Source organism: Fodinibius roseus (genome assembly GCF_900129315.1).
Classification (GTDB): domain Bacteria; phylum Bacteroidota; class Rhodothermia; order Balneolales; family Balneolaceae; genus Fodinibius; species Fodinibius roseus.
Genome location: NZ_FQUS01000006.1, coordinates 220,169 through 233,951 on the forward strand (window position 1 = coordinate 220,169; position 13,783 = coordinate 233,951).

Annotated in this window: 11 protein-coding genes; 1 reads left to right on the plus strand and 10 read right to left on the minus strand. The window is 51.6% G+C overall.

Going from position 1 to position 13,783, the window contains the following annotated elements:
• Window positions 1–229: 229 nt before the first annotated feature.
• From BUB16_RS07585 to BUB16_RS07610, 6 genes are all read right to left on the minus strand, one after another.
• Complete coding sequence (locus tag BUB16_RS07585) at window positions 230–3,304, minus strand: efflux RND transporter permease subunit (RefSeq protein ID WP_073061687.1); 3,075 nt, start codon at window positions 3,302–3,304, stop codon at window positions 230–232.
• Between the two features lie 61 nt (window positions 3,305–3,365).
• Window positions 3,366–5,033 (minus strand): efflux RND transporter periplasmic adaptor subunit, encoded by a 1,668-nt coding sequence (locus tag BUB16_RS07590; protein ID WP_073061690.1) that lies wholly within the window; start codon window positions 5,031–5,033, stop codon window positions 3,366–3,368.
• A gap of 196 nt (window positions 5,034–5,229) precedes the next feature.
• Complete coding sequence (locus tag BUB16_RS07595) at window positions 5,230–5,796, minus strand: hypothetical protein (protein ID WP_073061693.1); 567 nt, start codon at window positions 5,794–5,796, stop codon at window positions 5,230–5,232.
• A 4-nt stretch (window positions 5,797–5,800) separates the two neighbouring features.
• Entirely contained in the window at window positions 5,801–7,039 is a 1,239-nt protein-coding gene (locus tag BUB16_RS07600) for a TolC family protein (protein WP_084088114.1), read from the minus strand.
• A 60-nt stretch (window positions 7,040–7,099) separates the two neighbouring features.
• The gene (locus BUB16_RS07605; protein WP_139240226.1) at window positions 7,100–7,504 is read right to left on the minus strand and encodes a hypothetical protein; all 405 of its coding nucleotides are present in this window, start codon (window positions 7,502–7,504) and stop codon (window positions 7,100–7,102) included.
• A 418-nt stretch (window positions 7,505–7,922) separates the two neighbouring features.
• Window positions 7,923–9,263, minus strand: coding sequence for a DNA polymerase Y family protein (locus tag BUB16_RS07610; RefSeq protein WP_073061701.1), 1,341 nt, complete (start codon window positions 9,261–9,263; stop codon window positions 7,923–7,925).
• A gap of 80 nt (window positions 9,264–9,343) precedes the next feature.
• On the opposite strand from BUB16_RS07610, the gene BUB16_RS07615 reads away from it, so the two are divergent.
• On the plus strand, window positions 9,344–9,706 hold the full coding sequence (locus BUB16_RS07615; RefSeq protein ID WP_073061704.1) for a hypothetical protein: 363 nt from the start codon (window positions 9,344–9,346) through the stop codon (window positions 9,704–9,706).
• A 22-nt stretch (window positions 9,707–9,728) separates the two neighbouring features.
• On the opposite strand, the gene BUB16_RS07620 is transcribed toward BUB16_RS07615, so the two are convergent.
• From BUB16_RS07620 to BUB16_RS07635, 4 genes are all read right to left on the minus strand, one after another.
• The gene (locus BUB16_RS07620; RefSeq protein WP_073061707.1) at window positions 9,729–11,123 is read right to left on the minus strand and encodes a mechanosensitive ion channel family protein; all 1,395 of its coding nucleotides are present in this window, start codon (window positions 11,121–11,123) and stop codon (window positions 9,729–9,731) included.
• Between the two features lie 74 nt (window positions 11,124–11,197).
• Window positions 11,198–11,356, minus strand: coding sequence for a YqaE/Pmp3 family membrane protein (locus BUB16_RS07625; protein ID WP_073061710.1), 159 nt, complete (start codon window positions 11,354–11,356; stop codon window positions 11,198–11,200).
• 318 nt (window positions 11,357–11,674) lie between these two features.
• The gene (gene lexA, locus BUB16_RS07630; protein WP_073061713.1) at window positions 11,675–12,322 is read right to left on the minus strand and encodes a transcriptional repressor LexA; all 648 of its coding nucleotides are present in this window, start codon (window positions 12,320–12,322) and stop codon (window positions 11,675–11,677) included.
• Window positions 12,323–12,525: 203 nt separating this feature from the next.
• The gene (locus BUB16_RS07635) at window positions 12,526–13,755 is read right to left on the minus strand and encodes a sensor histidine kinase (RefSeq protein ID WP_073061716.1); all 1,230 of its coding nucleotides are present in this window, start codon (window positions 13,753–13,755) and stop codon (window positions 12,526–12,528) included.
• Between the last annotated feature and the right edge of the window lie 28 nt (window positions 13,756–13,783).

Below are 13,783 nucleotides of genomic sequence, written 5' to 3' on the forward strand. Positions count from 1 at the left end.
ATCGCCCATACGTGAGGATTTCAACCGACCGATAACGCCGAGATTAACCAAAAAGAACGGTTTTGCAAAGGCTTCTTATAATCAGCTAACAAAACTTACTCAAAGCCCGGGTTCGACTCCGGGCTTTGATTGTTTACGGCTATTTTGGTTTTACGGAGAGCGGGTTCGTTACCGGCTTTTCGGACTGTTAAAAAGTAATTCCATCGTAAATCCAGCAGAAATAAATAAGTCACTCCTCAAACTGCGCAAACAGTGCCGGAATTACCACAAGGGTCAACAGCGTAGAGCTAATCAGTCCCCCGATGACAACTTGTGCAAGCGGTGACTGAATTTCATTTCCCGGCTCGCCAGCTGCCAGGGCAAGCGGTACCAATGCGAGGCCGGCGGTGAGAGCAGTCATTAAAATCGGGTTGAGCCGCTCCATAGATCCCTGGCGGACGGCTTGCATAAAGTCCCTGCCTTCTTCCAGCAGGTACTGGTAATGGGAAACCATCAGAACACCGTTTCGGGTGGCGATACCGAATAGCGTAATAAAGCCAACCAGTGATGCAATAGTGACTATACCACTGGTAAAGTAAACCGTAAGAATACCGCCGATCAGCGCCAACGGCAGGTTGACCATCACCAGCAGCGCGGTTTTAAGAGAGCCAAATTCAAGATAAAGCAACAGATAAATACCCAGAATAGCCACAATGCTGAGCAACGAAATAATCCGGGATGCCCGTGCCTCGCTTTCAAACTGTCCGCCATACTCCACAAAGTATCCCTGCGGAAAGCTCACGCTGCCCGCCACATTGCCCTGTATTTCTTCCACCGTGCTACGCAAGTCGCGTCCCGCTACATTGGCCGAAACCACGATCTTTCGCTGCACATTTTCCCGGCTGATGGTGTTCGGGCCGCTGCGTGATTGAACGCCGGCCAACTCGGTCAACGGAACGACCGCTCCGCTTTCTACCGTAAACTGTGCGTTTCGCACCGCTTCGATACTGCCTCTGTGTTCCTCGTCGTAGCGAACAGTCACATCAAAGGACTTTTCCCCTTCGAGCATCTGGGAGACCACTTCTCCGCCGAATGCGACATCAATCGTCTCCGAAAGTTCTCCCACGGTCATGCCGTAGCGGGACATCGCCCTGCGATTGGGACGTATTTGAATCTGGGGCACATTCTGCTGCTGCTCTACGGAAAGATCCACCACTCCCTGCACGCCCTCCATCTGGCCCCGGACCTGCTCGGCCAGCGTCCGCAGGCGGGAGAGGTCTTCTCCGAAAATCTTCACGGCGATATTGGCTCGGGTTCCCGACAGCATATGATCAATGCGGTGACCTATGGGCTGGCCAATCGTGATGTTCGTACCCGAAACTACGCTGAAGTCTTCCCGCAGCTGGGCCAGCATCTCTTCCTTGCTCATATCTTCCGGGAGGGTAAAGTCGGCATCAATTTCTGATGAGTTGACCCCTTGGGCATGTTCGTCCAGCTCCGCGCGTCCGGTTCGGCGGGAAGTCGACTTTATGGCCGGATGATCCAGCAATATCTCCTCAATACGCCGGCCTATATCATTGGATTCACTGAGAGAAGTACCCGGAATGGTTACAGCACTGATGGTAAGGGTCCCTTCATTGAACTCCGGCAGAAAAGAGCGTCCCAGGAATGGTATAATGACCAGTGTGCACAGAAACAGTACCAGCGCAGATATGATGACCGTCTTCCGGTAGGCAAGAACCGATTCGAGTACCTGGTCATACCCGTGTTTTAACTTCTTTGTAAACCAGCTCTCCTCCAGCTTGCCCCGCCGGGCCTGACGTGGCAGCAGGTAGGAACACAGTGCCGGGGTGAGTGTTAAAGCAACAACCAGAGAAGCCCCAATGGAAACGATATACGCCAGTCCCAATGGCTGCAATAGCCGGCCCTCTATACCACTTAAAAAGAAGAGCGGGATAAAGACGATCATGATGATCAGGGTCGCGTTGATAATCGACGTCCGAATTTCTTTGGACGCCTCAAAAATCACATCCATATAGGGACGTTGCTCACTCGATGGTTTTTCAGTATTCTCCCTGAGCCTTCGAAATACATTCTCCACGTCAATAATGGCATCATCCACAATCGCGCCAATAGCAATCGCCATGCCCCCCAGCGTCATCGTGTTGATCGTAATATTGAAAAACTCCAGTACAAAGATGGCAAAGATAAGCGACATCGGAATGGCCGTGAGCGAGATCACCGTGGTTCGCCAATTGACCAGAAACAACATCAGGATAATCACAACCAGAATTGCCCCGTCGCGCAAAGCTTCCGCCACGTTGCCAACGGCCAAACTTATAAAGTCAGCTTGTCGGAACAGGTGGGTATTGACGCTATAACCTTCCGGCAGGCTTTGCTCAATTTGGGCCAGCGTTTGATCTACGCGTTCGGTGAGCTCCAGTGTATTGGCTCCCGGCTGTTTTTGGATGGATATAATGACGGCCGGGTCGGCATTAACGGAAGCATCCCCTATTTTTTGTTTGGCCGCAATGGTGACCTCCGCTACGTCGCCGATCACAATGGGCTGATTTCCGCGTTCGGTAATCACTGACTCTTCAAGATCTTCCACTGAATAAGCCCGCCCGATCCCACGGATGGTATATTGCTGGCTGTGCTGTTGGAAAAAACCTCCCGAAAAATTCCTGTTGGCCTCTTCGGCAGCGCCCAACACCTGGTCGAGTGTTATATTATACTCCTTAAGCCTGTCGGGGTTGACCTGGATCTGGTATTGCTTTTGTCCGCCTCCGATCGGAATTACCTGGGCTACTCCGGGAATCGCCAGCAGGCGACGACGTATATCCCAGTCCGCTACCGTACGGACTTCCAGCTCGGAGTGCTGCTCACTGTCCACGCTCACCAGCATAATCTCGCCCATAATAGATGTAATGGGTCCCATAACAGGTTGGGAAATCCCTTCCGGCAGCTGCCCGGAAACAAGCTGGAGTTTCTCACTTACAATCTGGCGGGCTTTGAAAATATCAGTGCCCCAGTCAAACTCCACCCATACAATCGATATGCCTTTTGAGGTGGAAGACCGCACGCGGCGAACGCCGGTTGCCCCATTTACCGCTGTTTCCACGGGAATCGTTACCAGCTTTTCCACTTCTTCAGGGGCCATGCCGTGCGATTCCGTCATTACGGTAACCGTTGGAGCGGTGAGATCCGGAAATACATCCACCGGCATCTGGTAGACAATCCAAGCGCCGGCCAAAAATAACACAATTGAAGTAATAACGACAAGGAGACGCTGCCTGAGCGATCCCCGGATAATGGCATCTAACATATTAGTATATTCTTTTGGTTTAGCCCGGTTTTCTCACAAAGATATTGGCAAGAAAGCGGGATTAGTGAGCGTGTCCGTGCGCCGGAGCTTCGGAGGAAAGCGAGGCCAGTTTTACCTGGTAGGCGTTCTTTGTAACCACATGCTCTCCCTCCCGGAGCCCGGAAGTGATCGCTACCCATCCCCGGTCCCCAATGCCTGTTGTTACCCGGCGCTTCTCGAAGGCTTCACCCGAGACGTGTACATACACGTTATACGTACCTTCCTCTTCCAGCAGTGCCGACTTCGGCACAACCAGTGTCTTTTGCTTGGTGACGGTATTTACATGTACGGTAGCAAACATGCCCAGGGGCAATCCGCTTTCCGTATTGTCAAGCTCATAAATCAGGGGAAGGGTCCGGCTTTGCGGGTCAATGCTGTTGGAGCGGCTAATCAACCTCCCATTTAAGTCACTGACTTCGTGCAGTTGGCCACTCCCCTGTACGCTGAAGGCCGCATTACCGGCATTGGCGATACGGCTGTACTGAGCCGCAGGGACCTCTGCTCTGAGCCACACTTTGGTGGCATCCGCAATACGATAAAGCGGTTGGCCGGCCTCAACCTGCATGCCCGGGGTGACGTAGGACTTGACAATAGTACCATTTAAAGGAGCCTTGATCTCGAAGCGATAGGATTCGGTTGAGCTTCCATATCCATTGATGGCCGTGGTATCCACCTGTATAACTTCACTGATCGTCTGGTAGCGGGTCAACGCCTGCCGATATTCAATCCGGGCTTTCTGGAGCTCCGTCTGCGGTATTGCTTCCTTTTCGTACAGGCGCCTGGAACGCGCTACATTGGATTCGGCCAGCTCCAGCTCCGATTGCGCATTGATAAACTGCCGGGCGTAGTTGTCACCTTCCCCGGATTGAATAGCCGGGTTCAACACCGCCAGTGAGGCGCCCTTTTGCAGCTGCTGTCCCTCAACGGGCAGGCTGGTGTTCTGGCTGGACAATATAATACCGGAAAAGGGAGCAGAGACCATCGCCTGGCTATTTTGAGCGGCCATAATTTCTCCGGTCGCATCCACTGTCCGGGTAAGCGTTCGCTGCTGCACTTCCTGCGTTCCAAAGGGTATGTCCCACTGCTGCTCTTTTAAAAAAGTAATCAGGTTGGGGTCCTCCCCGGCGTGGGCATGGGGTACTTCGTCAGCTGAATTATACACCGGAATCCCGTTTACCCGTATCGTGTCGTTGACCATGCCGTAAATCTCGATAGTCAGGTCATACCGCCCGGCTTCACTAAAAGTGATATCCGGGCCGTAAATACCGGCCGTCTGCACCTCGGTTTCCCTTCTCGATATCTCAGTGCCGTTATCCGAGCGGAACGTAAAATACACCTCAGAGTTGGAGATAGGGCTGAAATCGGAAAGGCGGGTCAGATGAACCGCAAAAGTGGCTTCCCGGCCGACGATGATTTCCGGGTATTCCATAAAAAGCTCAGTCTCGCCGGTCCATTGGGTCACAGAACCGCTGCCCTCACGTTGCGTCCCGCTATTTTGGGAAGCATTTCCCTGGCCGTGTTCATGCTGATCCTCCTCCTGTTCGTGCGTATGTTCCTGCTGGGATTGCCCGGCCGGCTGCTCATGGCTGTGGTCTGCTCCTTCGCCATGGCTGTGGCCGTCATCGCCGGAACCGCAGCCGGCGATCGAGAACCCTGTGGTTATAAATAAGAGTATGATTAAGCGCTTCATAGGTCTTCGGTATTTTGAGTTAGATTTTGCTTTCCATCAGCCCATGGCGTGTGGTGTCAATAATATTTTCTGTTCTTAGCCTGACTTCATCAGCTTCGAAATCCACCCCGCCTCGTTCCACGCGTCCCCCTTCCGGGGGGACTTACAGGCAGCCATACCTGTATGTTGAACTGTTTCTGCGAGAACATGTATTGTATTAGTGTTCATGGTCGCCGCCTTCGCCGTGGCTGTGCCCGTCACTTCCCATTTCGGAATGAGCGGTCCAGCTGTCGAAGGTTTCCCCGGCGGCATCCAGTTCAATGGACTGACTCTCCCCGGCGGCAAGATCGAACGGGGTAGTCGGGCCAAGCTCTGTTCCGTTTGACAATTCAACTCCAACCGATACCGGTGGGAGCGCATCCTGGGTAGTATTTTCTACCGTGCCGGTGAAAGAGCTGGTTTCACTGTTATAAGACAAGGTCAGGCGGATACCCTTTCGGACGTCCTCGTAGGTCTCGCCGGGTCCCAGCATCATCCCGGAATCTTCGCCTCCATGAGGGGACGCAGTTTCCCCGGAGTGGGAATGTCCATCTTCCCCCTCAGAGTGATCATGGCCCTCCTCAGCTGTGTGCTGGTGGCCTGCATTCGTATCATCATGGGCGTGCTGTTCGGTTTCGTGGCTATGATCGGCCCCTTCGCCATGGCTGTGCCCGGAATCATCTGAGCCACATCCGGTTATGGTTAATCCTGCTGCGATCGATAGAATAAGAAGTATGCGTTTCATAATATCAGTTGTTTTGAGCGTTAGAAATTTGTCCTGCGGTTTTTGCGTCCAGTCCAAAAAGAGCCTGGTTGTATTCTGCTATGGTTTCGTAGATCATCGTCTGCCCATCTACATATGCCCGGGTGGCATCAAGCAGTTCAACAAGCGAGTACCGGCCCTCCTGGTAAGCAGCGCGTGCCGCTTCCAGCATCGAAGCCTGTAAGTCATCTTCCTGCATCGACCGCCACTGCTCTAATATAAGTTCCACTCGCTCGTAGGCGGTTTCCACCTGGTTGCGTACCTGCTGATTTTTTAAGGTAATTTCGGTTTCACGCGAACGCGCTTCCGCCTTCCTCATGGTCACATTCCCGCGATTCCGGTCAAAAATCGGGACCTTCACAGAACCGCCGATGACAAAACCTTCTGCACCGTCTGACTGCTGTTTATATCCAACATCAATATTCAGATCCGGCAGGCGATCCCGCTTTTCTACTTTATAGCGTAGCTTCGAAGCTTCAGACCGTTGCTTCAAGGCCTTCAAATCCGCCCGATTTGCCAGGGCGTATCGGATAATTGCTTCTTCTTGAAGGGCAACAGGAGTTACAGTTAGGCTATCTGAGAGCTGAAATTCCGTTTCCGGATTCTCCCCGGCAAAAAGGTAGCTGGCGAGCCGGTTCCCGGTTTGCCGCAGATCCAGCTTAACCTCGTCGCGCTGCTTTTTATACCGGCTGAGTTCCACGTTGAAGCGTTGTACCTGCAGGCCGGAAAAGGTGCCTTCGGCCTGTCTTTCCCGGGCCGACTCCCGGGCCTTCCGGATCACTTCCAGTGCCTGACTGTAAATCTCCCTCTTTTGTGACAGTTGCCAGTACTCGGCATATAGTACCTTTACCTGTGCCAACAGCTGCAACCGGTTATATTCAAACTGAAGCTCAGCTGCTTCCCGTGATTTGGAGGCACTCCTGCTGCGCAGAAAGGGCTGTCCCAACAACTCAACAGGCTGAGACAGCATATAAGTCGTTTCCCGGTAATCAATAGTTCCGGCATTGAGCTGTTCCCGGTTAATACTGACTTCCGGATTGGGATACGATTTGTAGCGAATCGCTTCTCCCTGCTTGCGCAGCCGGTCGTACCGCGCCAGTTCCTGCTGAAGGCTGTTCTGCTTAAAAAGCTCTACGGCTTCATCAAGTGAAATGGACGTTGATTGCGAATGGACTGTCACGGGAAAGATTACCAGCAATAGAGTCCACCGGATATACCTGTTCATGGCGGTCAAATTATAATTTGAGTGTACAGTTAGGAAGAGGGGATCCCTGGCAAGGGCAAGTTAGGCTACAGGAGGGCCGCGACTGGAGAAAGAAGAAAGGTGATATTGGTGGGCTAACAGCCTCGGCGGCGGCAAGCCGAAAAGTGTCGGGGACTGCTCAAGCCCCGGATTGATGGAATTATATTCAGTATCAAACCCATGAACTGCATACGACTGCATGTCCGGTTCTACCTGATATGGGGATGTCAGAGTCCCAATAATATCAGAGGCCGTACTCACCTCATGCTGGTGATTATCTTCCTCTTCATTATGATCATCCTGCCTCGGCTCATCATGACTTTCATGGGCGTGCATATGAGCATGGATATCAAAATAATCCTCAACATGCAGGGAAATCGAATGGATATGAAGCCCCTGTCCAAAAAAAACACAGAAAAGGCTTCCCAGCAATATTAGATGGGCCAAAAATCTGTTGACGTTATGCGTACTATAATTAAACACCTTTAAGGATAGTTAGAAGGGTGGTTAATATCAACATTAAAAGAAAGTTCTGTGAAATGATGCACCATCAAAAAAGCCCATTAACAGTTGATAAAGATTCTTCTTTTAGAAACATTACCGCTATACCGGAACGTTGAACAGACCCCCGGCGAAGTTTTGAAATGTCCATTCGGATACTTTTTACGATGAGCTGCTGTGGATATTGCCGGCATCCCGGCAACTTATTTGGAGCACAAAAAACAGAACGCGATTTGCGGAGGTACCGTAAAAACGGTCCCAATAAATCCACCAACCTGCTTTTAGAGCCAATTCGTTCAACGGAAATCGCTATTGATAACAGCTCCCTCCCGGATGTCGGAAGCGGTAGAGGAGGTAATATCCCTTACGACCGGTTCAGGAAATGCGTCTTCCCCGGCACGGCGTCCATCATGGCCGCTTTGGTTATGGTATGGGAGCCGTGGGTGTTATTAATGGCGTCCTGGACCAGACAGAACTGCCGTTGTTGGGCGTCCTCCCTGAAAAACAGCTCTTGCTGGCCCGAGTGGTCGACGCTGACGGTGCCGATCCCGATCCCCCGGAGCGCATGTCCGCCCCGGAGCAGGTTCTCGATGCGGGGTATTGCCCTTTTCATGCACTCGTGGTGGATATAACCGTCAATATTGGTGTACCCATCCGTATTAAACCGGAAGGTGAGTCCCCGGTGCTCGCGGTGCTGGATGCGCAGGTAACAAAAATAGGTGCGCGCCCGCATTAGGTACCCCCGCATCCGGTAGCAAAGCCGGGAAATTCCTTTCATAATCTCCCCCCGGATTTCGGTGACGTCGGTCGACTGGCTGCTGAAGGTATGCATGTAGTTCAGCTGGTCCCTGGTCGCCAGCTGGTCGGCCAGTACCCGGGCCCGATCTTTGCCGGCCACCATTTCGTACATCAGCTTTCCGAAATAGGCGCCAAACAGCTCCTGGAAAACCGGGTAGCCCCGCCGGATGCCGTCGGCGATAGTCCGCAGGCCTTTTTGCCTGAGCTTTTGGTACCGTTTGCGTCCAATGCCCCAGACCTCGTCCAGCGGCTTGGGACCCAGCTGCTCGGCGGCTTCCTCTTTATCCAGGACCAGGGTGATCCCGTCGGGCTTGTTGAGATCGCTGGCCAGCTTGGAGTAGGTTTTGGAGTAGGAGATACCGATCGAGCAGACCAGGCCGACCTCCCGGTAGATCAGGTCCCGCAGGGTCTTGCCGTAGCAGGCAATTTCGTCCCGGCGCTTATTCTTTAAGAAATTGATATCCAGGAAATACTCATCCATCGAATATTTTTCCACCGTGGGGGCGAAATCACCCAGCACATCCTCAATGAGTCCGCTGATGCCTTTGTACTTTTCATAGTCGGCCTGCAGTCCGATGATATAGGGACAGATCTGTTCGGCCTCGTAGGCGCTCATAGCCGTCTTGACGCCCAGCGCCCGGGCCTCGTAGGAGCTGGTAGCCACAATACCGCGCGGGATGCCTTTCTCTCCTTTGTACCACCCGCCGATGTAGACCGGCAGCCCGTGGAGCTTAAAACACTGCTGCTCCACCTGGGCATAGAAACAGTTCATGTCCAGGTGCAGGTACAGCCGCTCTTTGATGGAGGCGTGCTGCATGTCGCGGCTGACGCAGCGGTAGTCGGTAATCTTATGCACATCGTCGTCCGGATGATAGGTGCCGGGATCGACGGCGGGAAATTCAACCATGAAAATAGTATTGAACTATTGGGTGTTTTATTAGTAATATACATGAAAAGAAATATGAAAACTAAAAATAAGTATCTCCAATGCAAACCGTATTAAAAGAAAAGGTTAACGTGGATGCGGTCTTCCGGAGTTTCAAGGACCAGGCCGAGCACACCCGCAGCGGGTGGGAACACAAGCGCATCCAGCCGCGCTATGTGAAGCGGAAAAAGGGCGAAGTGCTGACCGTCACGGAGGTGCGCCGCTCCTACGCCCAGCGCAAGGGGAAGCGACTGCAGGTCCATTTCGTGATCTGCTGCGAAGGCGACCGCTATTTTCACCTGGTCTACGACTCGGATAAGATCCTGTGGATCCTGCTCTACGAGTTCGATGACCAGATGCTCTTTGACGAAAAAGAGGTGGACGTCGAGATTCAGTGGAATGGGTTATCAGGAACTGAAAGGTAATTGGAATGGATCAGAACAACGGCTATTCCGGCTTCAGGAGATCCTCCCCCTCTTCCGGCGATCGCGACTGGCGGGCCTGCTCCCGTATTTCTTCATCATTACTTTCTAATTCACCCTCCCCCTCGGCCGCCACTTTGGAATCCTCTGACAGTTGATTCTCCGTATCTTTTTCCCTTTCCCTTCCCTGGGGAGCCGGGGAATCCCCGGTTAACTGTACCGGCACACCTTTGGGAAAGACCATCTCTCTCGCTTCATCCGGCATAGAAATTCCTTCTTCCTGGTAGGCTGTCTTTATCAACCGCAACAAAGAGGACTTGACTTTCAGCAGGTTGTGCTTATGGGCATTCACCCAAAAGTAAAACTGTACATTGACGGTAGAAGCGGCCAGCTTATCCAGTAAAACCCAGGGCTCCGGTTCCCTGAGTACTGCGGGATGATCCTCTAAAATTTTCGCCCCTATTTCCTGGGCTTTGGTGATACTGTCATCATAGCCGATCCCGATCGTGAATGTCGTCCGCTGATTGGGATTGCTCGTAAAATTGAGGATACTGCTTTTGTAAACCGTGGAATTCGGAATTTGGATATGATTGCCGTCCAGCGTCATAAGCAGCGTCGCACGAACGGTAAGTCGCTGGATAAAACCGGTGGTGCCGCTAATTTCCACAAGATCACCGGCGCGAAAAGGATTTTGGATGCTCAAAAAAATACTGGCCAGGAAATTTTCGGTAATATCCCGGAATGCGATCCCCAAAACGATCCCCAGCAGGCCGGTACCGCCCAATACCGTGAGGGCCACACCGGTTAAGTCAGCAATATGAAAAACCACATATAACCCCAAGAGAAAGATCACGACAGCGACGCCCCTTGCGGCAATATCCTGCAGCAGGATATTCATCTCCCGTTTCTTTAAAGAGGCGCGGGTGGCTTTGGCTCCCAGCAAAGAAATGCCCCAGAATATAACTAAGACGAACAAGCCAAAGACCCAAAAGGGGATAGCACGCATGATGCTGCGCCACAGCTCCTGCATACCGGTAAAGGCGGGTTCGTAATTCCAGATATCAGGCTCCGTTACCTGGATTTGATTGACGACCGCCGCTACATCCTGTGTATTCCGGGCAAGTTCCCCAGCCCACCTTTTGAAATCATCGGTCTCTGTTGAGCCCCGGAGAAAAACAACCCCGTCGTTGACCTCCACTTCGGTACCGGCAAACCAGCCGGTTGCGGCCAATATTCCCCTGAGGCGCTCCCGGATCTCCGAGTCTGTTGCCTCCGGGCGGACATCCACCTGTTCCGGCGCAGGTGTTTCTGCAGCAGTCTCATTCGGTACCGTCTGGGTATTATCCTGTGCCCATGCCAAAACCGGTAATGCGGTCAGCAAAAAACAGATCCAGCCTAAACGAAGATTTCTGTAATACATACCACCTGTCTCATGATAATGGAAATAACTTCCGGCTTGATGTCCGGAACTCCCGGCAGATCTTATGCGGAAAATCAATTTTTGGCAATCACCCACACCGCATGGATAATACCCGGGAGATAGCCGAGTATGGTCAGCAAAATATTCAACCAAAAAGCCCCGGTTAGCCCTACTTCCAAAAAGACGCCGAGAGGGGGAAGCAGTACCGCAAAAATAATTTTTAAAATATCCATCTTGTGATCTCTCATTTTTATTGGTTAGCATTTTCAACCGGCATACATCCCCTGCAGGCTGACGGTTATCCGCGGAGCGGCACGATCTGTATAAACAAGGTAACAGATCCGCACTATTTTAAAAACTAAATTTATCGGAGGAGCCGGCCAAGCCCGCCCGTCCGGCAGCAGGGGACCTGTTCAGACTTATTAACCCGCTTAATTGGCCGGCAAAATCAGACCGCTATCCATAACATGAGTTGCGTTTATCTAAAGGTTGGATGTTGACACCGTTGCCATGCCGGCTCATGCTCCTGTCGCCTTCCAATGCCAAACCTGCTATCCGGACCGGAAAATGAGTCCCCAGTTGCCGCCCTTCTTCCAGGCCTTGCCCACAAAGGTCCCGAACACCTGCACCCGCTCCCACTCCCCGGGCGTAATATGGATAGGCTCGAAAGCGGGATTTTCGGGCTGCAGCGTAATGCCGTCCGGTTTTTTGCGAATGGTCTTCAGGGTTGTCTCCCCGTCGTAGAGGATGGCCCCGATCTCCCCGTCGCTGGGCTCGCGCGGATCGATAATAATATAGTCGCCGTCCCGGATATCCGCTTCAATCATACTTTCGCCGTCCACGATCAGGGCAAAGTAATGGTCGGACTTCTCGGGGTAAATTTCCACGGGGAGGTGCCCCAGGTTTTCGCTGATCGCCTCGTGCATCCCGCCCGCGGCGATGCGTCCCTTCACCGGGATACCCGGATAAAACCCCTCCAGCTGGGAGCGCTTGGTAGGATGGATGTCATAGTTGCCCCGGCTGTGCTTGGTCAGGTAGTTTTTCTTCTCCAGACTGGCCAGGTGCTGGTAGATGCTGTTGGAGGAGCTGTAGCCGAATTCCTCCTGCATATCCGCATAGGATGGAAACTGGCTGTACTCTTCATAGTAACCGAGAATAAATTCCCAAAGCCGGCGCTGTTTGTCAGTCAGTGTTTTCATAAGAGAGCAATAATACAAATTTTACATGAAAAAACATATGAAAAAATATAAAGTGATATGAATTCATATTTTTTTGTAAGGATTTGCCCGCAAAGAGATCATACTATTGATGAGAGCCATTAATATAAATGCCTTGGGGAGCCAGCCCTGACCGGCTGGCTCTTTCTGATAATACTATTTTGAGTTCACCGGTCCGGGCAGGATTATTTCCCGGAAAGATCCCTGGGGAAAAGGATCTCAAAGGAGGTTCCATCCTCGGGAGCCGTGGTAATGGAAATATTGGCATCCAGCAATTTGCACAGGTGGCGAACAATCAACAAACCGATTCCCTCTCCATGATTCTGCACTTCGTCCGGAGCCTGTTGGTTAGCCGGCGAAGAAAGGGGCTCGGATTCTACCGGTGAGGAAGGTTTCGTTTTTGTGGTAAGAGTTTCCGCATGGGTAGCACTCAAACCGGGGCCGGTATCCGTTATTTCAAGCGACCACTGGTGGTCGGATTGTTCTTTCCACTTCACTTTAACATATCCCTCACTGGTATATTTCAAGGCATTTAGAATTAAGTTGCGCGCAATTCGCTGGACTTTTTGGCTATCGCTTTTTACAATAAGAGATTCCGGGCCGTCACAGGCCAGTTCCAAGTCTTTGGAGGTCGCCATCGGGTGCATGCTCTCACAAAGTTCGCTTAGTATCTTTGTCGCATCAAATTCGGACAATTCAATTTCTTCATGCCGGGCCTCCAACCGGAACAGGTCGAGCAAATCATTAAGCAGCTGTTCCAGGCTGTCCGCAGATATCGACATTTTTTCTATAATCTCTGCCGCCTCCCGGTCAATATTTTCATCTTCCAGCAAGAAAAACCCCATTTGGATATTTTTCATAATCCCCTTAAGGTCATGAGAGGTACTTCTCAGGTTATGCCTCCGTGATATATCGCTTGGTTCTTTAAGGGCCTGCTGCAAATCACGCAACCGGGCTTCTGATTCCTGTTGCTGGAGCTCGGCATACTTTTTAACGCTATATAAAATGCCTTCATTAATATCCTCAATCAAAAATCGATGGGCTTTTTTCAGGGAAGCAACGCTCAAGGTATTCTCCTCCTGAAAAGCATTGATTTGATCCATCAGTACGAGCTCCAAAATATTCCATTCTCGCATCGTCTCCTGCAAAGCAAGTCCGTACTCCCAGCGCTGCGAACCATGCATTTCTCCCAGAACGTCCGATAATGCCTGACGTTGATGAAGCATGCCGTTGCAAAAATTATCGATAAAAGCAGGTATGCTGTTCTGAAAGGCACTTTGCGAGATGGAAAGCAGATCTTGGGATTTTACTCCTCTTTCTGTTATCTCCTGCTCCCACTGTTCAAGAATGGCTTCTTTTTTATCAGATAAATACTCAGTTAATACCTTTAATTCCGGATGGGGTTCTTCGGGCATTGTATTCTATTATGATCCTGTGGTATAA